We start from the raw sequence: 24047 nt of genomic DNA on the forward strand, positions 1-24047 counted from the left end.
GTTTCGAAGTGCCCCTCCACGTCGTACCCGAGGGGCACTTCGGCGTTAAAGGACCCAGCTCACAGAATTGGACAGCCCCCCGGGCAGGTTTGCCATGATCGGCTTCATGCAGGAATTCTTCGACGCCCTTGAACCGCTTCGCCCGCTGATCGCCGTCCTGATTGCAGTAGCCGCCGCGCTGATTGCAGCCCGGATTGTGCGGGGCTCTGCCACACGGCTGTTCCGCAGGGTCCCGCATATCCGGGACGTGACTGCCCTCGGCCGGAACCCGCTGCGCCTGGTCCTGGCGCTGATTGGTTCCCGGATCGCCCTCGGCACCACCGCACGGACGGAGTCCTGGTACGAGACGGTGGACTACGTGCTGGTGATCGGGCTGATCGCGGCTCTTGGGTGGCTCGCCGTCGTCGCCCTGCTGATCGTCGAGGCAATCATCCTGACCAAGTACGACACCGACACCAAGGACAACCGCCGCCTGCGCCGCCTGAAGACCCAGGTGATCCTTGGCCGCCGCGTCGCCGTCGCGCTGGTCATCACCGTTGCCGTGGCGTGCGTCCTGCTCACCATCGAAGAAGTCCGCGCGCTCGGCGCCGGCCTGCTGGCCTCCGCCGGTCTCCTCTCCATCGTTGCCGGCCTCGCCGTGCAGAGCACACTCGGCAACGTCTTCGCGGGCCTGCAGCTCGCGTTCACGGACGCAATCCGGGTGGATGACGTGGTGGTCGTGGAAGGCCAGTGGGGAACCATCGAAGAAATCACCATGACCTACGTCGTGGTGCACATCTGGGATGACCGCCGGCTGATCCTGCCCTCGACCTACTTCACGTCGACTCCGTTCGAAAACTGGACCCGCACGCAGTCCGCGATCCTGGGCACCGTGGAACTCGACCTGGACTGGGACGCGCCGATCGCAGAACTCCGCTCTGAACTCAAGCGCGTCCTGGCCGGGACCGACCTCTGGGACGGGCGCACCGGGGTGCTGCAGATTACCGACGCCATCAAGGGACTGGTCCGGGTGCGCATCCTGGTCTCCGCACCGGACAGCGGAACACTGTTCGACCTGCGCTGCCTGGTGCGGGAATCACTGGTTTCCTTCCTGCAGCAGAACCATCCCGCCGCCCTTCCGCGCCAGCGGTTCGAGCGGCTGGACGACGGCGTTCGGCAGCTTTCCGGATACCGGCAGCAGCCGCGCCGCAGCGGCGGCCCGGAAGATACCAGCACGTCGCAGCTGTTCACAGGCAGCATCGACGCCGTGGAACGGAACCGCAATTTTTCCGGCCCCGGGCAGGAAGCATGGGAGGATCGCGACGAGCGCGTGGACCGCTAGGTGTTGACAAGCCCGGGGGCCGAGGGGCTGGAATGATAACCACCCGCCGCCCGCAAGGGTGCCGGAAGGGCTGAAACCATGCACCGCGACGGAAGGAACCAAGAACATGGCCGACCAGTACGTGATCCACGAATTGCAGGGCTCCAACGTATGGGCGAAGGACGGTGAGCGGCTGGGCCTGGTGGGCAATGTCCACCTGGACCGCGCCACGGGCCAGCCGGCCTGGATCACGGTGGCACTGGGGCTGTTCGAGGGCCGGCAGTACTTCGTCCCGCTCACCGGCTCGCGGCGGGATGATGACGATCTGTACGTGGACTACTCCCGCAAGGCCATCGAGGATTCGCCCGACATGGATCACGGCGGCGCTCTGACACCGGAAGAAGAAGCGCAGCTGGAGGACTACTACAAGTCCTGGTGACCCCGGCGGGCCGGGTTGGATGTAAGCCTGCTTAGCAATACGATGGACATCCGGGATTCGACCAGCCAGGAGGGCCCATGGCTCAGCAGGACAACGACGCCGACCGCCAGGACGGCGGATCACTAAGCACGGCGTCCAAGCCGGACAATCCGACCGAGGTCACCAAGCCCAGCTGGAAATTCATCTTCCGCAAGACCGTGCGCGAGTTCTCCAAGGACCAGTGCACCGACCTCGCTGCAGCGCTGACCTATTACACCGTCCTGTCCCTTTTCCCGGGACTGTTGGCCATGGTCTCGATCCTCGGACTGGTGGGCCAGGCAGAGTCCACCACCGACGCAATGCTGGAGTACCTGGGCGGTTTTGCCCCGAAGGAAGCCGTGGACGTGCTGAAGGGGCCGATCGAGCAGCTGACTTCGTCCCGCGGGGCGGGCCTGGCGCTCTTCGTCGGCATTGCCGGCGCTCTCTGGTCCGCGTCCGGTTACGTTGGTGCTTTCGGCCGGTCCATGAACCGGATCTACGAGGTCGAAGAGGGGCGCCCGATCTGGAAGCTGCGCCCGCTGCAGCTGCTCGTAACCCTGATCATGATCCTCCTGGCAGCCAGCCTGCTGATCATGCTGGTGGTGAGCGGTCCGGTAGCGGAGACGATCGGCAACTTCATCGGAATGGGCAGCGAAGCCGTGCTCGTCTGGAACATCGCCAAATGGCCGGTGATGGTCATCTTCGCGGTCGTGCTCATCGCGCTGCTGTACTACGCCACCCCCAACGTGAAGCAGCCCAAGTTCCGCTGGATGAGCATGGGCGGCTTCCTGGCCCTGGTGGTCCTGGCCATTTCAACGCTGGGCTTCGCGTTCTACGTGGGAAACTTCGGCAGCTACAACGCGACCTACGGAGCGATCGGCGGCGTGATCGTGCTCCTGCTGTGGATCTGGCTTGCCAACATTTCGCTGCTGTTCGGCGCGGAGTTCGACGCAGAGGTGGAACGCGGCCGGGAGCTCCAGGCAGGCATCCAGGCGGAGCACTCCATCCAGCTGCCGCCGCGCGACACACGCCAGATCGACAAGCGTGCCGAACAGGAACAGAAGGACGTCGAACAGGGACGCGAGCTTCGCCAGCAGCATGCGGGCAAGGATTTCGACGACGAGCTGTAGTTCCAGTTCCCGTCCTGACCGCCGGAGAAGGACGGGAGGCGCGCTCCTACCTCCCGGGGCCCAGCAGCGGTGAGGCCGGAACGCCGGCCTGCTCACTGAGTCCGTCCAGGACATCCTGGAAAGCCCGCAGCGAAGACCGCTTGGGCTCCCAGCCCAGGACATCCCGTGCCCGGGAGGTGTCCATCAGCGGCGCACCCGCTGCCATGTCGATCCAGCCCGGGTCCGTGGCCTGCAGTCCGGCTGCCCAGGTGATCCCCACCAGGGTCCGGATCACGCGCAACGGAATATTGATGATCCGCCGCGCCCCCAGCATGCCCGCGAGGAGCTCGGGGGTGATGACCGGATCTGCGGCAATGTTGAAGGCACCTTCAGCCCGCTGGTCGATAACGCGCCAGTATGCATCGGCAATGTCATCGGCGTGGACGATCTGGAAGGAGAACTCTTCCGGAAGCGGAATCAGCGGGAGGCTCAGCTTGTTGAGGATGAACCGCGGAACCAGCGGACCCAGGAAGTAGCGGCCAATCTCGCTCCCGGCGTCTGACTGGAAGATCAGGCCCGGGCGCAGCCGGGCGACGGGGATCTCCGGGTACTGCCGCTCGAACTCGTCAAGCAGCTCCTCCTGCTCGCCCTTGTGCCGGCTGTAATGCGAGGTGGCAATGCCGCGCGCCGGCCAGCTCTCATCGGTGAGCCGGTCCTTCGGGGCGGGGGAGTAGGCTCCGACCGAGGAAGCGCAGACCACCTGGCGCACACCCGCCTCCGCAACGGCGGAGAGCATGTTCTCCGTGCCCCGGACGTTGATCCGGTGCAGTTCGGCTTCGTCACGGTTGGGCTGGATGGCCCAGACAAGATGGACCACCGAATCGACGCCGGCCAGGGCCTCGGCCAGTTCATCGTGTCCGGTAGGGGAAGCGACATCGATGCTGTGCCACTCGACGCCTTCGTACGGACCGGTTGCCTGCAGCGGAGTCCGGCGCGCCACGCCGACAATCTCCAATCCGTTCTCCCGCTCCGTACGGGCGGCCTGCAGGCGGCGCAGGACGGCGGTACCTACATTTCCGGTTGCTCCGAGGACGGCTACGCGCATCGGGATAGTCCCTTCTTCCACAAGCTCAGCGTGCTGGTTTGGGTCTGGTCCACGACTCTACCGCCGAAGCACCGGCTGCGGGCAGGGCGCTAGGGTGGAAGGAAGACCACGGCTTGAGGACGGAACGATCATGGCGGATGCAACCCAGAAGGCTGAAACCGGCGCTGACTACAGCACCAAGGGCTCCTATGTCTCCGGCGGGCAGGAGTACACCCGGGACACCAACTACATCGAGACGCGCATCACCCGCGACGGCCGTGACGGGTACCCCGTCGAAGCCGGACGCTACCGGCTGATCGCAGCCCGCGCCTGCCCCTGGGCGAACCGCACCATCATCGTGCGCCGCCTCCTCGGCCTCGAAGACGCCATCTCCCTCGGCACGCCCGGCCCCACCCACGATTCGCGCAGCTGGACCTTCGACCTGGATCCGGACGGCAAGGATCCGGTACTCGGCATCGAGCGGCTGCAGGAAGCCTTCTTCCGACGGACTCCCGGCTACTCGCGCGGCATCACCGTTCCGGCGGTCGTAGATATCCCGACCGGCGCCGTCGTCACCAACAACTTCCCGCAGATCACCGAAGACTTCAGCAGCGAGTGGACGGAGTTCCACCGCGACGGCGCCCCGGACCTCTGGCCGGCCGAGCACGTTGAGGAGATGCGCAAGGTCAACAAGCGGATCTTCACCGAAGTGAACAACGGCGTCTACCGCTGCGGTTTCGCCGGATCGCAGGAAGCATACGACGCCGCCTACGAGCGGCTGTGGACTGCCATGGACTGGCTGGAAGAGCGCCTTTCCACGCAGCGCTACCTGGTGGGGGACACCATTACGGAAGCCGATGTCCGGCTGTTCACCACGCTGGTCCGCTTCGATGCCGTCTACCACGGACACTTCAAGTGCAACCGGAACAAGCTCACCGAGATGCCCGCCCTGTGGGGTTATGCCAGGGACCTGTTCCAGACACCGGGCTTCGGCGACACCGTGGACTTCGTGCAGATCAAGCAGCACTACTACATCGTGCATGAGGACATTAATCCGACGAAGATCGTCCCGGCGGGACCGGATAACTCCGTCTGGCTGACGCCGCACGGCCGCGAGGAGCTCGGCGGCCGTCCTTTCGGAAACGGCACCGCCCCGGGGCCGGTTCGGCCCGGCGAGGAAGTCACCCCGGGCCACGGGGCCGCGTAGGCAAACGGAAGGGTCTTGAGGGCTAATACGGCATACAAATGTTTCTTAATGTGTCCTACCGTAGGTTAGCCTTACTTTAGCCCCGATTCCGCACGCCCCAGGAGGTGCCGCCGTGACCTCAACGGCAGTTGACCGCACCTCCGTCGGCGTTCCCGCGCCCCCGGCACGAAACAGCAGGCGGATCAGCCCCGCCGCCCTCCTTGCGGCCGGTGTGATCGCCTTGGTCCTGGCGTGCTTCGCCTCCGTAGCCCTGGGCGCCCGGCCGCTGTCCCTGGACACCGTCTGGCAGGCGCTGACCGGCCCGGACGCAGCGAACGGGGACCATGCCGTGGTGCTGAGCCGGCTGCCGCGCACCGTCATGGCGCTGCTCGTCGGCGCCGCGCTGGGACTCGCGGGCACCGCATTGCAGGGGATGACCCGCAATCCGCTGGCAGACCCCGGCATCATGGGCCTGAACGCAGGGGCTGCCTTCGCCGTCGTTACCGCGATCTACGTTTTTGGCGTCACCTCTTTTACCGGATATGTCTGGTTCGCGCTGGCCGGCACGGCCCTGGCAGCCCTGGTGGTGTACTCCGTCGCCGCACTGGGCAGGGAAGGCGCCACCCCGGTGAAACTGGCGCTGGCGGGTGCCGCCCTGACCGCCGGACTTACCAGCTTGCTCTCCGCGGTCCTCGTGACCAGTCGGCAGACCCTGGACACCTTCCGCTTCTGGCAGGTCGGCACGGTTTCCGGCCGCGGCTGGGACGTGCTCGTTCCGCTGGTTCCCTTCCTTGCCGCCGGTGCCGTGATCCTGCTGGCATCCGGACGGGCGCTCAACGGACTGAGCCTGGGCGACGACGTCGCCCGCGGGCTGGGCCAGCGGGTCAATGCCTCACGCGGCATCATGGCTGTGGGCGTGGTCCTGCTCTGCGGCGCGGCAACGGCAGCCGCCGGGCCCATCGCCTTCCTTGGCCTGGTCATCCCGCACCTGGTCCGCGGCCTGGCTGGTCCCGATTACCGGTGGATCCTGGTGCTCTCAGCCGTGCTGGCACCGCTGCTGCTGCTGGTTTCCGACGTCGTTGGCCGCCTGGTCCTGCCTCCCGGTGAAATCCCGGTCGGCATCATGACCGCGGTGATCGGAGCTCCCGTCTTCATTGCCATCGTCCGGCGGCGGAAGCTGGCTGAACTGTGAGCCCCGCAGTCCTCTCTGAGGAGCGCCGCGCAGGGGCCGACCTGGTCCGCCGCACCCGCCGGCACACGGGACGCCGCCGCAACACCGTCCTCGCCGCCCTTGCCGGCGCCGTCGTGGTGCTGTTTTTCGTCAGTGTCCTGCTGGGCAGCTACACCGTCACCATCCCGGACTTCCTGCGGATCCTGGGCGGCGAGAGGATTCCCGGAGCGTCCTTCATCGTGATGGAAAGCAAGCTGCCGCGCGCGGTGACCGCCATCCTGATCGGCGCCGCGTTCGGCGTCTCAGGGCACCTGTTCCAGACCATGCTGCGCAACCCGCTGGCCAGCCCGGACATCATCGGCATAAGTTACGGCGCCTCTGCCGCAGCGGTGACGGCCATGGTGGCGTTCGGCGCCACCGGGGGCGCGGTCTCGCTGGCCGCTCTGGCGGGTGCCGTCGCCATTGCGCTGGCCCTGCACCTGCTGACCCGGCGCGGAGGCGCTTCCGGGGCCAGGCTCGTCCTGATCGGCATCGGGTTTGCCGCCGTGCTCCAGGCTGTCGTGAATTTCCTGCTGACCCGTACCGACGTACGCACCGCAGCCGAGTCGCTGGTCTGGCTCACCGGTTCGCTGAACTCCGCCACCTGGGAACGTGCCGGCATCGTTGCGCTTGCCCTCGCGGTGCTGCTGCCCGCTGCTGCCCTGCTGGGCAGGCGCCTTCGGGTCCTGGAACTCGGTGACGACTTTGCTGCCGGACTTGGACTGCCCGTGGAACGCACCCGCGCCGGACTGCTCTTCACCGGCGTTGCCCTTGCCGCCGTAGCCACGGCGGCAGCCGGCCCGGTGGTTTTTGTGGCGTTCCTTGCCGGACCGATCTCGCGCCGGCTCATCGGCGGCCGGGCTTCGCTGGCAGCAGCGGGGCTGACCGGAGCGGTGATTCTCCTCGCCGCAGACTTCGCGGGCCACAACCTCATCCCGGGGACCGTCCTCCCGGTCGGCGTAATCTCCGGTGCGCTGGGAGCGCCGTTCCTGCTGTGGCTGCTGGTCAGCTCCAACCGTGTTGGCCGAGGAGGCTAAGAATGCAGAACAAGCTGGGAGCACAGGACCTGGTGCTCTCCTATGGTGACCGGCTGGTGGTCGACGGACTGACCGTCGAACTCCCGCCCGGGCAGATCACGGTGATCGTCGGCGCCAACGCCTGCGGCAAGTCGACGCTGCTGCGCGGTCTGGCGCGCCTGCTCAAGCCCGCTTCCGGCGTCGTCCACCTCAATGGCCGCGATATCGGCACGATTCCTACCAAGGAAGTCGCCCGCACCGTGGGCCTGCTGCCGCAGACGCCCAACGCCCCGGAGGGCATCACGGTCACGGACCTGGTTGGCCGCGGCCGCTATCCGCATCAGGGATGGTTCCGGCAGTGGAGCGAGGAAGACGACGACGCCGTCGCGGCAGCGCTCGAAGCCACCGGAACGCTCGAGCTGGCGGGCCGGAACGTGGACGAACTGTCCGGCGGGCAGCGCCAGCGGGTCTGGATTGCCATGGCCCTGGCCCAGCAGACGGACATCCTGCTGCTTGACGAGCCGACCACGTTCCTTGACGTCACCCACCAGATCGAAGTCCTGGACGTCGTGACGGACTTGAACAGGCGGGCCGGCACCACCGTGGTGATCGTGCTGCACGATCTCAACCTGGCTGCCCGCTACGCAGACCACCTCATCGCCATGAAGGAAGGGACGATCGCGGCCCAAGGCGTCCCGACCGACATCGTCACGGCCGACCTGGTTCGAAACGTGTTCGGGCTGGAAGCCTCGGTCATTCCTGACCCGGTGTCCGGCACGCCCATGGTGGTCCCTGTCGGCAGGCACCACTCCCGGCGGTACCGCGAACCGGCTCCGAAGGCACCGGCTGCCGGTTACCTGCCCAATCCGCACGATTTCCGCCCGGCAACCCGCAATCCCCTGGAGGCAGCTTCATGAGCGTTACCCGTCCCAGCCGTGAAAGTACGGCTGTCCGTCCCCGCCGCCAGGGTGCGAATGCAGCGGTCATGGCCTTCGACGTCGAAGTCCGCGCCGTCCAGCGGATCAGCGCCAACTTCCAGCGCATCACCTTCGGCGGGGAATGCCTTCGGGAATTTGGCGTGCAGGGACCGGCCGACGATCTGCGGATCAAGGTGGTCATTCCTCCCCTGGCGGAGGACGGGACGCGGCAGGACCTGCCCGAACTGGCCTGCGACGACGCCGGCTGGTACCAGCGCTGGCTCGCCATGGACCCAAGCCAGCGCGGCTCGATGCGGACGTACACGCTCCGCGCCTCGCGGTGCGGTGCGGCTGACCCCCAGATCGACGTCGACTTCGTCCTGCACTTTGATGAGGCGGGTGTGGGAGGGCCGGCGTCCTCCTGGGCGGCAGCCGCGACGCCGGGCGACCGTGTGACGGTTATCGGCCCCCATGCCGTGAACTGCATCACGGCTGAGTCCTACGGCGGGATCGAATGGCGGCCCGGACTGGCCCAGCACGTGCTGCTGGCCGGTGACGAGACGGCTGTGCCCGCCATTGCCTCGATCCTGGAAAACCTCCCGAATGACATCACCGGCCACGCACTGCTCGAAGTTCCTGATACTGCGGACATTCAGCCGCTCCAGACCGCATCGAAGGTCCAGGTCAGCTGGCTCCCGCGCGGCGCCAGGCCGCACGGTGAGCTCCTCGAGGCAGCAGTGAGGGAAGCCGTTGCCGTCCCGGGGTACCTGAGTGTCGGCGGAACGGACGGCGCTCGGCAGGCGTCACCGGTCCCGGGCCGCGGACTCGAACCCGAGGATGTGGACATCGATTCGGCCATCCTCTGGGAGACGCCTGCCCGGCTGGCGCCTGAGGTACTCGAGAACTCGCCCAGTCCCACTACGCCTGCCGGTGCCCTGCCGTTCTACGCCTGGATCGCCGGGGAAGCAGCGGTTGTCCGCGGCCTGCGACGGTACCTGGTCAAGGACGCTGGAATCGACCGCAAGCAGGTGGCGTTCATGGGGTACTGGAGGCAGGGCCGCGCCGAGCTGTCCTGACCGCTGCCTGTGGCCTGTCCCGCAGCATTCCGAACGTAAGCCCGACCACCTGCCACTGTTCAATCTCACACTTAACCTCCACTGTCAAGAGCCCGTCGCTTAAACTGGATGAAGTCACTCGTATAGCGCATTCGACGCACCCTTCTCCAGCAGCAAAGCACTGACAGAACTGTTGCCTATTCACAGTGGAGAACTGAATGACTTTGCACGTCAACGAGACCGTTCGGAACCTCGCTGACTCTGTCCGCCGGAGACTTGAAGACGCCGTGGCCCATTCCCGGGCAAAGGGAAAGCACGTCCGCCCTGTCTGGGACAGCCTGTGGGCTGATCTTGCGCGGCGGACGGAGGAACTGCGGGTAAAGGCCAGCAACATTGACTCCCCGACCCAAAAGACGGCAGCCCTGGGAGCGGGCGCTTCCCTGCTGCTCACCGGCATGGTTTTCGGAGTGGCAGAGGCAGCCGTCGTCACGGCGCCGGAAGGAGCAGTGGAGCGGCAGCTGGTAAGCACCGTCCCGTCTGAGGAAACGTCCTCCGGCGAGGGCGGGGACAACGGTGAATCGAGCGAAGGGGTCGGCTCGACGGCTCCCGTGGAAGGTGAGGCGCCCGTGGAAGGCGAGGCTCCCCCAAAGCAGCCCGTTCCCGTGGATGAGCTGACCGTTACCTCGCCGTTTGGCTGGAGGATCAATCCGATGACCGGCTACGGCCAGGAATGGCATACCGGCACGGACTTCAGCGGTGTCACCGGAACCCCCGTGAAATCTGCCCGCGGAGGCACGGTCACGGAAGCCGGATGGCACACCACCGGCGGCGGTGGACTGCGGATTGTCGTGGACCACGGAGACGGCGTCCAGACGACCTACAACCACCTCAACGACATTTGGGTGGAGCCCGGCCAGTGGGTGGATGAGGCGCAGGTGATCGGCGGCATTGGAAGCACCGGGAACTCCACCGGACCGCATCTGCACTTCGAGGTGATGATCCACGGCGAGTTCGTGGATCCCATGGGCTGGCTCTGAGGTCGGGAAGAGCCGTTACGGCGTAGGGTTCGTCAGGATAGCCGGGTCCTTCTTGCCGTAGGGCATACGGATGCGCAGTGCCCGCGGATCGACGCGCAGCGCCAGGTGGGTGGCGTTACCCAGATGATCGCCGTCCATCTCGAAGTCCTGCGGAACATCGGCCCAGATCTCGGCGCTCTTGCACTGGAAGTATTCCACCGCTGTCCCTCGCCCTTTTCCGCGGCGCAGGAGCCCGGCAACCACGGAAAGCCAGCCAAGGCTGCCCTTGGGGGCCATGGTCATGATGTCGAGCAGTCCGTCGTCTATCCGTGCTCCGGGAAAGACCTCCAGGCCGCCCATGATCTTGCCGCAGTTGCCGCCCATGATGCTGCGGAGCCGGCGGGAAAAGGGCTTGCCGCCGTCAATGGAAATCATGGTCTTCACCGGCTTGCCCGGAAGGTTGCGGATCCCTGCGTCCACATAGGCGAGCCATCCCACCCGGTCCTTCAGCGCGGTGTTGGTGTCTCCCATCATCACGGCGTCATAACCAAGCCCGGCCATGACCAGGAAGATGTCGCTGTCCACGGCCTCGTCAACCGTGACATGGACGACGTCGATCCGGCGTTCGGTTCCGGTCAGAGCGGCCCGGATGGCACCGGCCGGGTCATCGACCGGGACGTCCAGGTTGCGTGCCAGCAGGTTGCCGGTGCCCAGCGGAAGCAGGCCCAGGGGAGTGTCGGTACCGGCGAGCTCGGCCGCCACGCAGCGCACGGTGCCGTCACCGCCCGCGGCGATGACGACGTCGGCCCCTTCCGCCATTGCCTGGCGGGCCATCCCGTGCCCGGGGTCATCTTCCTCGGTCTCCAGCCAGAGCGGCTCGGCCCAGCCTTCCGCGCGGCAGGTTTCCTCCACCAGGGCGCGGATGTCCACCTCGGTCTTCTTGGTGGGATTGATGACAACGGCGGCGCGGCGGAGATTGACCGATGGGGCCTGGGCCGTTTCTGCCTCGGTGTGGCTGGACATGGTGCCCTTCGATTGACGGGGAGTGTTCCGGCTCCGAGTCTAAACCGCGATCAGGCTACCCCGGGCGAAACCCGGGGTGCAGCGGCTTGTAGGCTGGGCTGGTGACTAACAACGGGCTTTATGTGGCACTTGGCGATTCCTTTACCGAAGGCGTGGGGGACTGGGATCCTTCCCGGCCCAACGGGGTCCGGGGATGGGCGGACCGTGTGGCTGAACAGCTGACCCTTGCGGATCCGGGGTGGAGCTATGCCAACCTCGCCATCCGCGGAAAGAAGCTGCGGCAGGTCATCGATGAGCAGATCGAACCGGCTCTGGCGCTGGAACCGTCCCTGGTGAGCATTTATGCGGGCGGCAATGACATCCTTCGGCCCAAGGTCGACATTGACGCGATCGTCCAGGCGTACGACAACGCCATAGGCCGCCTTCGTTCCGGAGGTGCCGCCGTCCTGGTCTTCACCGGCTTCGACTCCGGCCAGTCTCCAATCTTCGGCCGGACCAGGGGGCGGACGGCCCTGTACAACGAGCTGGTGCGTGAGGCAGCGGACGCCCACGGAGCAATCCTCGTGGACTACTGGCGCATGAAGGTGCTGCAGGACGAAAGGTACTGGGACGTGGACCGTCTCCACATGTCTCCGGCAGGGCACATCCTCACAGCCAAGAAAGTCCTCGAGGTGCTCCGGGCCAGTGACGCGCTGGACGTACCTGAGCTGGACACCCTGCCTGCACGTGACCGGATCCAGCGGCTGAAGCATGACGCCCGCTGGGCTCGGGAATACCTCGGTCCGTGGGTGGGGCGCCGGCTCCGGGGTGTGTCCTCCGGAGACAATCTCAGCGCCAGGTATCCCGTGCCGGTGCAGATCACTCCGGAGAGCTGAACCGAAGGGAACGGCGGCGCCCAGACCGGCAGTGTGACTCATTTCACACTAAAGTCCCATTCCCCCGGATTTGCAGGGAATGGGCGGGTTTGGTATTTCCCAACTCGCCCGTAAGTTCCCTTATGATTCGGAGTTTTCTCCCTTCTTTTCTAGAGTTGTAGGTCTGCCGGGGCCCTGTCCCGGCATCGGATGCAATTGCCCCACAGCAGATGACCTCTAGAGAAGAAGGCCCAAATGCCGCAAGAAGCACCTGATCACAGCGCCGCACCGCCCGGTACGGCAGCGCCTGGAGCACCGTCCCCGCACGGCAAGCCACGCCGGAGACCGCTGACGAAACGCCGCCTGAAAGTTGAAGACGTAAACGTCGTCGACCATTCAATGATGAAAAAAGCTGTCGGCGGAACCGTCGTCGGAAACACCATGGAATGGTTTGATATTGGTGTTTACGGTTACCTCGCCGTCACCATGGGCGCCGTCTTCCTCTCTGACGCGGACCCGGCCTCCCAGTTGCTGTTCAGCCTTGGCGTTTTCGCTGCAACGTTCCTCGCCCGTCCGCTGGGCGGTGTGATCTTCGGCCGCATCGGTGACCGCGTGGGCCGGCAGAAGACCCTCGCCGCGACGTTGATCCTGATGGCCGCGTCTACTTTTGCCATCGGCCTGCTGCCCGGGTATGCGCAGATCGGCATGGCAGCACCTGTGCTGCTGGTTCTCATGAAGCTGCTGCAGGGCTTCAGCACCGGCGGCGAGTATGCCGGCGCCACCACCTTCGTCTCGGAGTATGCACCGGACAAGCGGCGGGGGTTCCTCGCCAGCATCCTGGACCTGGGCAGTTACATGGGCTTCGCGCTGGGCGCCCTGACCGTCTCCACGCTGCAGCTGACCCTGAGCGAAGAAACGATGCTCGATTGGGGCTGGCGCATCCCGTTCCTCATCGCCGGCCCGCTGGGGGCCATCGCCATTTACTTCCGCCTCAAGATTGAAGAATCACCGGCGTTCCAAGCCACCCTCGATGCCCAGGAGGAACAGGCTGCCTCCGCCGCCGGGAAAGAGGCGGACAAGGACGCCGCGGCCCTGGGAACCTTCGGCATCTTCCGCGCCTACTGGAGGCCCATCGTGCTGGCCATGGTCCTGGTGGCTGCAGCCAACACCGTCGGCTACGCGCTGACCTCCTACATGCCGTCGTACCTGACGGATTCCAAGGGCTATGACCCGGTGCACGGGACCCTCCTGACCATCCCCGTGCTGGTCGCCATGGCCCTGTGCATTCCGTTGACCGGGCGCCTCTCGGACCGGATCGGACGCCGTCCGGTGCTGTGGATGGGTGCGGGCACCACGATCGTCTTCGCCATCCCGTCCTTCCTGCTGATCGACCAGGGCCCTATCTGGACAACCCTGCTTGGCCTGGCACTGCTGGCTGTCCCGGTTACCTTCTACGTGGCGAACCTGGCGTCGTCGCTTCCTGCCCTGTTCCCCACCGCCAGCCGCTACGGGGCGATGGGCATCGCGTACAACTTCGCCGTGGCTATCTTCGGCGGCACGGCGCCCCTGATCATGCAGGGCCTGATCGAGATCAGCGGGGACGACATGATGCCCGCGTACTACCTGATGGCCACGTCAGCCGTTGGAGCGGTCGCCATCGGCATCATGAAGGAATCGGCGAACCGGCCCATGCCTGGGTCCATGCCGAGCGTTGCCACGGAGTCGGAAGCCCGGGAACTCGTGGAGACCCAGGACGAGAACCCGCTGCTCGACGTGGACTCCCTCCCGTTCGACCAGGCACCGGACCCCGCGGGCGATACGGAACCGGCGCGCTGACCCGTCCCCCGCTGTCGAAAGGGCAGTTGCGGTTTCGTTCCCCGGCGAACGAGCCGCAGCTGTCCTTCCCGGAGGACTGGCTTGAAGGCTCAAGCATCGTGAGAGAATGGCGCCCATGACCGAACCGCAGTCCGTTCCCGCCCGCTGGCTCAGTCCCGAAGAGCGGCAGGCATGGCTGGCGCTCTACGCTGTCGCCACCCGACTGCCCGGAACCCTTGACGCGGACCTCTTCCGCCGGGCGCGGATCACCCTGTTCGACTACCACGTGCTCGCCATGACCTCGGAGTCTCCGGATCGGCAGTTGGCCATGAGCGAGCTGGCAGCCTTTTCGAATGCCTCGCTCTCGCGGCTCTCGCACGTGGTGAAAAAACTGGAACAGCGGGGCTGGATGCGCCGGTCCCCGTCAACCACGGACGCACGGGTCACGACGGCGGCGATCACCGACGAAGGCATGGCCGCCCTGGTGGACCTGGCGCCTGGGCATGTGGAATCCGTCCGGAAAGCCGTTTTCGATGCCTTGGACGACCAAGACGTAGCCGACCTCGCCCGGATCGGCAATAAAATCCTGACCCTGCTCGACCCCGCCTCGGCCCGTCCGGGCGCCCCGACCGAAGGAGCCTGAATGCGCCAGCCCCGCATACTGACCATCATCCTCGCCGGAGGTTCCGGCGGCCGGCTCGGCAGCCTCACCGAGACCCGGGCCAAGCCCGCCATGCCTGTCGGCGGTTCCTACCGGCTGATCGACATCCCGCTCTCCAACCTGCACAATTCCGGGTTTCCCGATGTCTGGATCGTGGAACAGTACGAACCCAAGTCGCTGAATGACCATCTGGTCAGCGGCAGGCCGTGGGACCTGGACCGGACCAACGGAGGGATGCGGGTGCTGCCCCCGTACCAGGGCTCGAACGGCGAAGGTTTCGCGGAGGGCAACGCCGACGCCCTCTACCGCCAGGCGGACTACATCCGGGAGTATGACCCGGACCTTGTCCTGGTGCTGAGTGCCGACCATCTCTACCGGCTGGACTACCGGGACGTCGTCGCCACCCACAGCGAGGCGGATGCTGCCCTGACCGTGGTGACGCACCAAATCCGCCATGACGCCTCTGAACACGGTGTGGTGGAAACCAGCGGCGGCATCGTCACCGGCTTCGAGTACAAGCCGGAGAATCCCCAGAGCGACCTGATCGCGGCAGAGATCTTTCTCTACGACGCCGACGTGCTGCTGCGCAGCCTCGATGAGCTGGTCGAACGGGACGGTCAGCTGGAGGATTACGGAGACCAGCTGCTCCCGTACCTGGTGGAAACACAAAAGGTCGTTGAGCACCGGCTGCCCGGGTACTGGCGGGACATGGGAACGCCGCAAAGCTATCACCAGGCCCACATGGACCTGCTGGACGGGCACGGGATGGTCTTCGATGATCCGGAATGGCCGATCCTCACCGCGACTCCCCGCAGGCTTCCCGCCTTCGTCGGTGCCGCGGCCAGCGTCGAGACCAGTCTCCTGGCCCCCGGCTCACGAGTCGAAGGCAGAGTATCCCGGTCGGTCGTGGGGCCGGACTGCCAAATTGAGGCCGGTGCCGAGATCCACGGGTGCGTCCTGCTCGACGGTGTGCACGTCAGCAGCGGTGCCCGGCTGCGGAACATGGTCGTGGATTCGGGGGCCGTCATTGGCGGCGCCACCGATTTGGACGGAGCCGAAGAGGACCAGGAGACGGGGATCGCCGTCGTCACCTCGGCAGGTGCGCTGGAGAAGCCCTCGGACTGAGGATGGCCGCTGCCCCGGTTTGGATCAGGGGCTCGAAACGTCTAGGATAGGAAGGCGTTAAGTCACGCCTCTGATCTGTTCTGCCCCTCCGGGGTGCGGTGCAGGGCATTTGCGTGGCCGCCCGTATAAACCTAGAATTGAAGGCTGTCACAGCGGATTACCGTTTTGGCTTCCTGAACTTCACCGTCTTCCCCGCGGCGAGGCACTTCGGCTGGATCTCACCCCGCCAGGTCAACCTCCGGAAAGTCGCAGTAATAACGGTGTCAAAACTGGTGGCGGGACGCTCTTTAATGCAGGTGCCATGGCGGCATCGCCTGGTGCTTGTTTTTTGAGGACCGTCATATTTACTACAACTGGAGGAGAGATCATGGCAGCTTACTGCCAGGTAACCGGAGCTGTTCCCGGCTTTGGTCACAGCATTTCGCACTCGCACCGTCGCAACAAGCGCCGGTTCGACCCGAATATTCAGAAGAAGCGCTACTGGGTTCCGTCCCTGCGCCGCAACGTGACGCTGCAGGTTTCGGCCCGCGGCATCAAGACGATCGACGTCCGCGGCATTGACGCAGTCGTCACCGAACTCCTCGCGAAGGGTGTGAAGCTCTAGTGGCTAAGGATAAGGACGTCCGTCCGATCATCAAGCTCAAGTCGACCGCCGGCACCGGGTACACCTACGTGACCCGCAAGAACCGTCGTAACGACCCGGACCGCATGGTCCTGAAGAAGTACGACCCGAAGATCCGCCAGCACGTCGAATTCCGTGAGGAGCGCTAAGAATGGCAAAGAAGTCCAAGATTGCCCGCAACGAGCAGCGCAAGGTTGTTGTTGAGCGCTACGCTGCCAAGCGCCTCGAACTGAAGAAGACCCTGGTTGATCCCAACGCGACCGACGAAGCACGGGAAGCTGCACGCCTCGGCCTGCAGAAGCTGCCCCGCAACGCTTCCCCGGTCCGCCTGCGCAACCGCGACCAGATCGACGGCCGCCCCCGGGGTACCCTCCAGAAGTTCGGTATCTCCCGCGTGCGTTTCCGCGACATGGCTCACGCCGGCGAACTGCCCGGCATCAAGAAGTCCAGCTGGTAAGCACTGCTTTCCACGCCTGAAAAGGGGGGCAACCTTCCCGGTTGCCGCCCTTTTTGCGTTTGCCGGGCCAAATGAGCCCCTCAAAGTTGCCCTTCTGGCCGAAAATCCCGAAAAAACCCCGAAAACCCGCGGTTTTCTCCCTTCGAAGCGTGCCGTAGCTGGTAAGTTTTCGAACAGAGGCGGTTACGCATCCGTGAACCGCTCGCGCTAAACACCAGAGTCCAGGAGGACATAAATTGGCTATGAACCGCAGTGAACTTGTTGCCGCAGTCGCAGAGAAGTCCGGCAACAGCCAGACCGCCGTCAACGGCGTGCTCGATGCTGTCTTCGACATCTTCGCCACTTCCGTTGCCAACGGCGAGAAGATCACCATCCCGGGCTGGCTCGCTGTTGAGCGCACCGACCGCGCCGCTCGCCAGGGCCGCAACCCGCAGACCGGCGAAACCCTGCAGATCCCGGCCGGCCACAGCGTCAAGCTGACCGCAGGCTCGAAGCTGAAGGCTGCTGTCGCCAAGAAGTAGTATTTTCGCATTTCAACGGAGGGCCGGTGCCAATGGCACCGGTCCTCCGTTTGTCTGCGCCGGGAAGGCCAGGGCGGAGCGCAAGTTGGCCCATTATTTGCAGCGGGTAGAGAATAGGTAGCGTGCCAAACTCTGCCAAGCCCCAGAACACCCTGCCGGACCGCTCCTCCGCCGCGGACGGAACGGGAACTGCGGTTCGCAGCGGTTGGGTAGCTGCCGGCATCGCTGTCATGATCCTGGCGCTCGGCGTCGCCCTGCTTTTCACCGGTGCAGCCGCAGCCTCCCAGCTCTCCGATCCCGGCGCGCTGACCCGCTGGGGGCTTCCGATCGCAAAGGCCGTTCAAAACGGGGCGGTGGCCGCCGTCATCGGTTCCCTCGTGTTTGCAGTCTTTATCCTGCCCAAGCACACCGGCGCGCGGCGCGGCAAAGGGGAGCGGGAGACACGCCCCGAACACCCTGCCTTCACCCAGGCACTGTCCCTCGCATCCGCCGCCGCGGCAGTGTGGACCCTGGCCGCCATCGCGGTGATGCTGTTCACCTACTCAGACGTCTCCGGCCTTCCGCTCAGCCCCGCACCTTCGTACACGGAGGGGCTCGCATCGTTCCTCACTGATTTCTCCACCGGCCGGGCCTGGCTGGCGGTGAGCATTATTGCCGCAGTCGTCACCACGCTGACGTTTGGTGTACGCTCCCTGACCGGACTGGCGCTGACGACGGCGCTGGCCGTCGGCGGGCTGCTGCCCATGGCGCTCGTCGGCCACGCAGCCGGAGGCGACGACCACAGCGCGGCTGTGAACTCCATCGGCCTCCACCTGCTCGGCGTGTGCCTGTGGATCGGCGGCATCATCGTCCTGGCCGTGATCTCCAAGAACCTGGGCGACATCACCGAAACGGTGCTGAGGCGGTTCTCCGCCCTTGCCGGGTTCGGGTTCGTGCTCGTAGCGGCGTCCGGCGTCGTGAATGCTTCGCTGCGCATCACGTCCCTGGACCAGCTGAACTCCCGCTGGGGTGCGCTGGTCCTCTTCAAGATCGCTGCCACGCTGGTGCTGGGCATCTTCGGAGTCCTCCACCGCCGGTGGCTCATTCCCCGGCTCTCTGCGCCCGGCAGTAAGAGCGCTGCCCCCTCGCCCGCACCACTGGGAGCCAAGCGGGTCCTGTGGCAGTTCATCGGGGTGGAGCTGCTCATCATGGCGGCAATTTCCGGTGTGGCCGCAGCCCTGGCCCGCACCGCTCCGCCGCGGCCCGAAGAGCTGCCGCCAAACGCCTCTCCCGCCCGGATCCTCACCGGCTACGACCTCCCTCCGGAGCTGACCCCCGAGCGCTACCTCACGGAATGGCGCTTCGACTGGCTGTGGGTTGCCATCGTTGTGACCATCGGCGCCGCCTACATCCTGGGGCTGCGGAAGCTGCGGCGGCGCGGCGACAAATGGCCGATTGTCCGGACACTGTCCTGGTTCGTGGGCCTGATCGCTCTCACCTACGTGACCTCCGGAGCGCCGGCCGTCTACGGCATGGTGCTGTTCTCCACCCACATGCTCGGACACATGGCCCTGACCATGGTGGTGCCGCTTTTCCTGGTGCTGGGTGCGCCGCTGACGCTCGCGCTCAAGGCGCTCACCCCGCGCGGGGACGGGAGCCGGGGCCTGCGCGAATGGATCCTGATCGGCGTGCACTCGCGCTATTCGAAGATCATCACGAACCCGATCTTTGCGGCGGTGAACTTCGCCGGTTCGATCGTGATCTTCTATTACTCCGACCTGTTCGGTTTCGCCCTGCGCGAGCATGTGGGCCACGAACTGATGGTGCTGCACTTCCTGCTCACCGGCTACATCTTCATCCTGACCATGATTGGCATCGATCCGCTTCCCACCCGGGCGCCCTACCCGCTGCGGCTGGTCATCCTGCTGGCCACCATGGCGTTCCATGCCTTCTTTGGTGTCGCGGTGATGGGGCAGACGTCCCTCATCCAGGCTTCCTACTTCGGGAACATGGGCCGGGACTGGGGTCTCAGCGCACTGGAGGACCAGCAGCTGGGCGGCTCCATCATGTGGGGCATCGGCGAGATTCCCACCGTCCTGGTGGCCATCGGCGTGGCCCTGCAGTGGTCACGGACGGATGCACGTGAAACAAAACGCAAAGACCGTGCGGCCGAGCGGAATAATGATGCTGAACTTACGGCTTACAACAATATGTTCGCCCAGCTGGCCGAACGCGATGCAAAGTCAGACCAAGGAGAACGTTAGATGACTGAAACGGTGCGCGCCGGATACCGCGTCCGGGCCTCCGAGCTTGTAGGCCGCAACTGGTTGAACACGGGTGGCAGGCAGCTGGGTCTCGAAGATCTCCGGGGCAAGATTGTGCTGCTGGATTTCTGGACCTTCTGCTGCATCAACTGCCTGCACGTCCTGGACGAGCTGCGCCCGCTTGAAGCCAAGTACTCCGACGTCCTGGTGACGGTCGGGGTGCACTCACCCAAGTTCGAGCACGAAGCCGATCCGGTTGCGCTGGCGGCCGCCGTCGAACGCTACGAGATCCACCACCCGGTGCTGGACGACCCGGAGCTGGACACCTGGCAGGCCTACACGGCGCGTGCCTGGCCGACGCTGGTCGTCATCGACCCTGAGGGCTACATCGTCGCGCACCTGTCCGGGGAGGGCCATGCTGCCGGCCTTGAGTCGCTTGTCGCCGAACTGGTCGCCGAGCACGAGGAGAAGGGCACGCTGCACCGCGGCGACGGACCGTACGTGCCCGCAGAGGCGACGTCGGGAGACCTCCGTTTCCCCGGCAAGGCAGTCGCCCTGCCCGAGGGAACGTTCCTGGTGGCGGATACCGGCCACCACAGGCTCGTTGAACTTGAAGCCGACCTCGCCACCGTCCGCCGCGTGATCGGTGACGGTACCAAGGGCTGGCGCGACGGCGACGCCGGGACTGCGCGCTTCAACGAACCGCAGGGCTTGGCCGTACTCCCGGCAGCGGTTGCTGAGACTTTGGAGTACGACGTCATCGTGGCGGATACCGTCAACCACAGGCTGCGCGGCGTCAACCTCGCCACCGGTGCCGTCACGACCCTGGCCGGCAACGGCGTGCAGCGCCTGCTCGACGCCGAGAATCAATCCGCACCCGTTTCCACGGATCTCGGTACCGATCCGCTGGGCACTTCGCTGTCCTCGCCGTGGGATGTCCTGTGGTCCACCGCGTTGGGCCAGGCTGTCGTTGCTATGGCCGGCACCCACCAGATCTTCGGTTTCGACCCGGCGACGGGCGCGCTCTCCATCCTCGCCGGAACCGGGCTGGAAGGGCTGCTCGACGGCGACGCGGACTCAGCCTGGTTCGCACAGTCTTCGGGCTTGGCGCAGGACGCAGGGGGAAACATCTGGGTGGCTGATTCCGAGACCTCAGCCCTGCGTAAGCTCTCCTTCGACGTTTCCGGGGACACCCCGGTGGTCACGGTGGAGACCGCCGTAGGCGCCGGGCTGTTCGATTTCGGCTACCGCGACGGTGCTGCCCCCGAGGCACGGCTGCAGCACCCCCTGGGGGTGGCAGTCCTTCCCGACGGTTCCGTGGCAATCGCCGACACCTACAACGGAGCAGTGCGGCGCTACGATCCGGCGTCGCAAGCCGTCTCGACGCTCGCACGCGGTCTGGCGGAACCTTCCGGTGTCCTTATCGACTCAACCGCCGGCGAGCCGCTCCTGATCGTTGTAGAGGCTAACCAGCACCAGCTCATCCGCCTGCCCATCCCCAAGGAAGCACAGTCCGTGGATGAAGGGGCCCGCCAGACCCAGCGCCCCAAGACAGCCATCGCTGCCGGGCCGCTGGAACTCACCATCAGGTTCTCCGCTCCGAAGGGACAGAAGCTCGACGACCGCTGGGGAGACCCCACGCAGTTGAAGATCTCTTCCTCACCCGAAGAGCTTCTGGTATCCGGTGGCGGAACGGCTGTCGGGCTGGTCCGTGAGCTGGTGCTCTCGGACACGGTTTCCGAAGGCGTCCTGCACATTACTGCCCGTGCCGCGGCGTGCGACGGCGAACCCGGGGGAGAGATCCCCGACCATGCCGCCTGCCACCTGTACCAGCAGGACTGGGGAATCCCGGTCATTATGCAGCCGGGCGGCGAGACAGAACTGACGCTGGACCTTCGCGGCCTCGACTAGGCAGCCGGCCGCCCTTCATCCAGATAACAGAAACTGCCCGTATCAGCACTGATACGGGCAGTTTCTGCCATCTGGATGGTCGGGGGAGGGGGCCTATTCGATCACGGCGGTGAGGCTGATGCCGCCGTCGGTGACGGACAGCCGGGCTCCGAAGGAGAACTCCTTCTCCTCCACCAAGGGACTTTGGGCCCCGGAGAAAAGATCGGTCTGGGTTGCCGTGACGCGGGCCGTCCCGTTCAGGGGTGCCAGGCCCCAGTGACCCTCCGCGGGCGAGATCTCCACTGTCGGGTACTCAACGATTTCCCACGTGATAGGCGGTTCCACCCGGTTGTCGGTGAGGTGGTAGAAGGGGCAGCCCGGTGGCGCCAGCCGGTTTTGCTCGCCGGCGCAGTTGTCCAGGAACTCGCGTACCCGAGCGTCGACGGCGTCGACCAGTTCGGGGGTGGCCCGGCTCTGGAGCGTCAGGTCCAGTGACCCTGACGCAGTGGCCAGGACGCCGCTTTGCTCAGGAGCCTCGAAGTAACCGCTGCTAAACGACGCGGCAACGCGCGACGGGTAGAAGGCAGCGAAGGTGTTGGTGCCCTCCGGCAGGAGCACGGGGATGCCGTTGAGGACTGCCTCGTTCTGGTTGGCCGCCGTGATCCTGACGCTGGGCAGCGAATCGGGGCGGAAACTCCACTGGTCGAAGAACAGCCACCGGCTCCCGGTCTTCTCCAGCTCAAAAGCCGACCGCTCCTCGATGCCATCCAGGCGGTATGCCACCTCGACGTTCTTGCGGTCATCCACCGTTGTGTCGGCCTCGGTGATCTCCAGCACTTCCAGCCCGTCCGTGGAGGCACGCAGGGCCTCTCCACCCAGGAGCGCTGCATTCGCCTCAGGGACTTCCGCGTTCAGCAGGCCCAGCGCGCGGGCTCCATCGCCCTCCTGCAGTGCCTGCAGGTAGTCCTCCACCTGCTTGCTTGGGCCGTAAACCTTGGCGTTGACAAGCCAAATGACGACGACGGCGGCCGCGATCGTAAGCATGAGGGCCGTCAGCCACGTGGCGACGGCTTTGATTACCGGTGATGTTCCCTGCACGCTCTTACGTTACCCGCAGTAGGCGTGCTGTCCGATCCGGCGGGTGCGCCCGTGATCCTCGGGGGGCACCCGCATCCTGCTACTCAGACGTGGTCGCGGCGGCCTCCTGCTGGTCCTCATGAGCCATGGCAATCTCCTCGGCACGCCGTTCGTTGGCTTCTTCAGTCAACTCCGCACCCGCTTCCGGATCACGGGTGAGGTTCTCGCCGGTTTCGGGGTCGAACAGGTGGATTCGCCGGGTATCCAGCCACAGTTCGGCGTCCCGTCCGCCACGGATCCGGCTGGCCGCGTCGAGGGTGACAACCACCTGCGGCCGCAGCTCGTCGGCGTCCATGTCCCTGGCCAGGTTGTCCAGCAGTTCGCGGACCTCCGGGGTCGGGTCAAAGTGGATGTACCCGTATTGTTCGTTGCCCAGCCACTCGGTGTGCGTGATGGGTGCCGTGAACGTAGAGCCGTGGGCCTTCTTGTCTCCTTCAACCAAAGAGGCGTCTTCGAAGAACTCCGGCCGAATCCCCACCAGGACGACTTTCTTGCCTGCAGCCTTGGCCGCCTTGTCTTCGGGAATGCGGATATCGCCGACAGCAGTTTCAAGGATGTTGCCTTCCTTGAAGGTCGCCGGGAGGAAGTTCATGGAAGGCGATCCGATGAAGCCGGCGACAAACAGGTTAACCGGCTGCTCGTAGAGTTCCCGCGGGGAGGCGACCTGCTGAAGGATGCCCTTCTTCAAGACGGCGACCCTGTCTCCGAGGGTCATGGCCTCCGTCTGGTCGTGCGTGACGTAGACGCTTGTGACGCCCAGCCTGCGCTGCATCTGGGAAATCTCGGAACGCATTTGTCCGCGGAGCTTGGCATCCAGGTTGGACAGCGGCTCATCGAACAGGAAGGCGTCAGCCTGGCGGACGATGGCCCGGCCCATCGCGACGCGCTGGCGCTGGCCGCCGGACAGGTTGCCGGGTTTGCGGTCGAGGTGTTCAGTGAGTTCCAAGGTGGACGCAGCCTCATTCACGAGCCTGCGGACTTCCTCATCGGAGTACTTGCCCTTGTTCAGGCGCAGCGGGAAGGCGATATTCTCGAAGACCGTAAGGTGCGGGTACAGGGCATAGTTCTGGAACACCATGGCCAGGTTCCGGTCCCTGGGTGCCTTGTCGTTGACGCGCTCACCATTGATCAGCAGGTCGCCGGAGGTGATGTCCTCCAGGCCAACAATCATCCGCAGCAGCGTCGACTTGCCGCAGCCGGAGGGACCAACGAGGATGATGAACTCCCCGTCCGCGATGTCCAGGCTGACGTCATTGACGGCGGGGAAACCGTCGCCGTACTTCTTGACGAGGTTCTTGAGCGTAATCGATGCCATGCTCATGGCTCCTTTTCTAGTACCGTGCGTCTGG

General features: G+C 65.4%; 23 protein-coding genes. 19 read left to right on the top strand and 4 right to left on the bottom strand.

Translation table 11 applies throughout. The annotated features are described in order from the left end of the window. The first annotated feature begins 67 nt into the window (after window positions 1-67). From TVB01_RS00965 to TVB01_RS00975, 3 genes are all read left to right on the top strand, one after another. The gene (locus TVB01_RS00965) at window positions 68-1321 is read left to right on the top strand and encodes a mechanosensitive ion channel family protein (RefSeq protein ID WP_422453411.1); all 1254 of its coding nucleotides are present in this window, start codon (window positions 68-70) and stop codon (window positions 1319-1321) included. Window positions 1322-1427: 106 nt separating this feature from the next. Continuing rightward, window positions 1428-1739 carry a PRC-barrel domain-containing protein gene (locus tag TVB01_RS00970; RefSeq protein WP_422453412.1) on the top strand — a complete coding sequence of 104 codons (312 nt, stop codon included), beginning with the start codon at window positions 1428-1430 and terminating at the stop codon, window positions 1737-1739. Between the two features lie 77 nt (window positions 1740-1816). Continuing rightward, entirely contained in the window at window positions 1817-2887 is a 1071-nt protein-coding gene (locus TVB01_RS00975) for a YihY/virulence factor BrkB family protein (protein WP_422453414.1), read from the top strand. A gap of 46 nt (window positions 2888-2933) precedes the next feature. Here TVB01_RS00975 and TVB01_RS00980 read toward each other — a convergent pair whose 3' ends face one another. Beyond that, window positions 2934-3992 (bottom strand): NAD-dependent epimerase/dehydratase family protein, encoded by a 1059-nt coding sequence (locus tag TVB01_RS00980; protein ID WP_422453415.1) that lies wholly within the window; start codon window positions 3990-3992, stop codon window positions 2934-2936. Between the two features lie 109 nt (window positions 3993-4101). On the opposite strand from TVB01_RS00980, the gene TVB01_RS00985 reads away from it, so the two are divergent. The 6 genes from TVB01_RS00985 to TVB01_RS01010 all read left to right on the top strand — a co-directional run bounded on the left by TVB01_RS00985 (window position 4102) and on the right by TVB01_RS01010 (window position 10371). Beyond that, window positions 4102-5157: a glutathione S-transferase family protein gene (locus TVB01_RS00985; RefSeq protein WP_422453417.1), complete on the top strand. Its 1056-nt coding sequence runs from the start codon at window positions 4102-4104 to the stop codon at window positions 5155-5157. 112 nt (window positions 5158-5269) lie between these two features. Further along, on the top strand, window positions 5270-6328 hold the full coding sequence (locus TVB01_RS00990) for a FecCD family ABC transporter permease (protein WP_422453419.1): 1059 nt from the start codon (window positions 5270-5272) through the stop codon (window positions 6326-6328). A gap of 113 nt (window positions 6329-6441) precedes the next feature. Beyond that, window positions 6442-7383, top strand: coding sequence for a FecCD family ABC transporter permease (locus TVB01_RS00995; protein ID WP_422453598.1), 942 nt, complete (start codon window positions 6442-6444; stop codon window positions 7381-7383). Window positions 7384-7385: 2 nt separating this feature from the next. After that, window positions 7386-8279 carry an ABC transporter ATP-binding protein gene (locus TVB01_RS01000; RefSeq protein WP_422453421.1) on the top strand — a complete coding sequence of 298 codons (894 nt, stop codon included), beginning with the start codon at window positions 7386-7388 and terminating at the stop codon, window positions 8277-8279. After that, a complete protein-coding gene (locus TVB01_RS01005) occupies window positions 8276-9355 on the top strand; it encodes a siderophore-interacting protein (protein WP_422453422.1) in 1080 nt (359 codons plus the stop codon). The genes TVB01_RS01000 and TVB01_RS01005 overlap by 4 nt, the downstream gene beginning before the upstream one ends. 197 nt (window positions 9356-9552) lie before the next feature. Then, window positions 9553-10371 (top strand): M23 family metallopeptidase, encoded by an 819-nt coding sequence (locus TVB01_RS01010; protein ID WP_422453424.1) that lies wholly within the window; start codon window positions 9553-9555, stop codon window positions 10369-10371. Between the two features lie 15 nt (window positions 10372-10386). Here the strand turns inward: TVB01_RS01010 and TVB01_RS01015 are convergent, their stop codons facing one another. Further along, on the bottom strand, window positions 10387-11373 hold the full coding sequence (locus TVB01_RS01015) for a diacylglycerol/lipid kinase family protein (protein ID WP_422453425.1): 987 nt from the start codon (window positions 11371-11373) through the stop codon (window positions 10387-10389). 101 nt (window positions 11374-11474) lie between these two features. Between TVB01_RS01015 and TVB01_RS01020 the strand changes: the two genes are divergently transcribed. The 10 genes from TVB01_RS01020 (at window position 11475) to TVB01_RS01065 (ending at window position 21582) form a co-directional block, all read left to right on the top strand. Then, window positions 11475-12248: an SGNH/GDSL hydrolase family protein gene (locus TVB01_RS01020; protein WP_422453426.1), complete on the top strand. Its 774-nt coding sequence runs from the start codon at window positions 11475-11477 to the stop codon at window positions 12246-12248. Between the two features lie 234 nt (window positions 12249-12482). After that, window positions 12483-14063 carry an MFS transporter gene (locus tag TVB01_RS01025; protein WP_422453427.1) on the top strand — a complete coding sequence of 527 codons (1581 nt, stop codon included), beginning with the start codon at window positions 12483-12485 and terminating at the stop codon, window positions 14061-14063. A 115-nt stretch (window positions 14064-14178) separates the two neighbouring features. After that, window positions 14179-14685 (top strand): MarR family winged helix-turn-helix transcriptional regulator, encoded by a 507-nt coding sequence (locus tag TVB01_RS01030; protein WP_422453429.1) that lies wholly within the window; start codon window positions 14179-14181, stop codon window positions 14683-14685. Continuing rightward, complete coding sequence (locus tag TVB01_RS01035) at window positions 14686-15828, top strand: glucose-1-phosphate adenylyltransferase family protein (RefSeq protein ID WP_422453431.1); 1143 nt, start codon at window positions 14686-14688, stop codon at window positions 15826-15828. A gap of 367 nt (window positions 15829-16195) precedes the next feature. After that, window positions 16196-16432 (top strand): 50S ribosomal protein L28, encoded by a 237-nt coding sequence (gene rpmB, locus TVB01_RS01040; RefSeq protein ID WP_055239037.1) that lies wholly within the window; start codon window positions 16196-16198, stop codon window positions 16430-16432. Next, on the top strand, window positions 16432-16599 hold the full coding sequence (gene rpmG / locus TVB01_RS01045) for a 50S ribosomal protein L33 (RefSeq protein WP_013602737.1): 168 nt from the start codon (window positions 16432-16434) through the stop codon (window positions 16597-16599). The genes rpmB and rpmG overlap by 1 nt, the downstream gene beginning before the upstream one ends. Before the next feature lie 2 nt (window positions 16600-16601). Next, window positions 16602-16907, top strand: coding sequence for a 30S ribosomal protein S14 (gene rpsN / locus TVB01_RS01050; RefSeq protein WP_055239038.1), 306 nt, complete (start codon window positions 16602-16604; stop codon window positions 16905-16907). A 236-nt stretch (window positions 16908-17143) separates the two neighbouring features. Next, window positions 17144-17428 carry an HU family DNA-binding protein gene (locus TVB01_RS01055; protein ID WP_227893995.1) on the top strand — a complete coding sequence of 95 codons (285 nt, stop codon included), beginning with the start codon at window positions 17144-17146 and terminating at the stop codon, window positions 17426-17428. A 122-nt stretch (window positions 17429-17550) separates the two neighbouring features. Then, the gene (locus TVB01_RS01060; RefSeq protein ID WP_422453433.1) at window positions 17551-19671 is read left to right on the top strand and encodes a cytochrome c oxidase assembly protein; all 2121 of its coding nucleotides are present in this window, start codon (window positions 17551-17553) and stop codon (window positions 19669-19671) included. Then, on the top strand, window positions 19672-21582 hold the full coding sequence (locus TVB01_RS01065) for an NHL domain-containing thioredoxin family protein (RefSeq protein WP_422453435.1): 1911 nt from the start codon (window positions 19672-19674) through the stop codon (window positions 21580-21582). Window positions 21583-21675: 93 nt separating this feature from the next. Here TVB01_RS01065 and TVB01_RS01070 read toward each other — a convergent pair whose 3' ends face one another. Next, the gene (locus TVB01_RS01070; protein ID WP_422453437.1) at window positions 21676-22659 is read right to left on the bottom strand and encodes a hypothetical protein; all 984 of its coding nucleotides are present in this window, start codon (window positions 22657-22659) and stop codon (window positions 21676-21678) included. A 79-nt stretch (window positions 22660-22738) separates the two neighbouring features. After that, window positions 22739-24013 carry an ABC transporter ATP-binding protein gene (locus TVB01_RS01075; RefSeq protein ID WP_422453600.1) on the bottom strand — a complete coding sequence of 425 codons (1275 nt, stop codon included), beginning with the start codon at window positions 24011-24013 and terminating at the stop codon, window positions 22739-22741. Between the last annotated feature and the right edge of the window lie 34 nt (window positions 24014-24047).

The sequence above is a fragment of the Arthrobacter sp. 7Tela_A1 genome (genome assembly GCF_049311065.1).
Classification (GTDB): Bacteria; Actinomycetota; Actinomycetes; order Actinomycetales; family Micrococcaceae; genus Arthrobacter_B.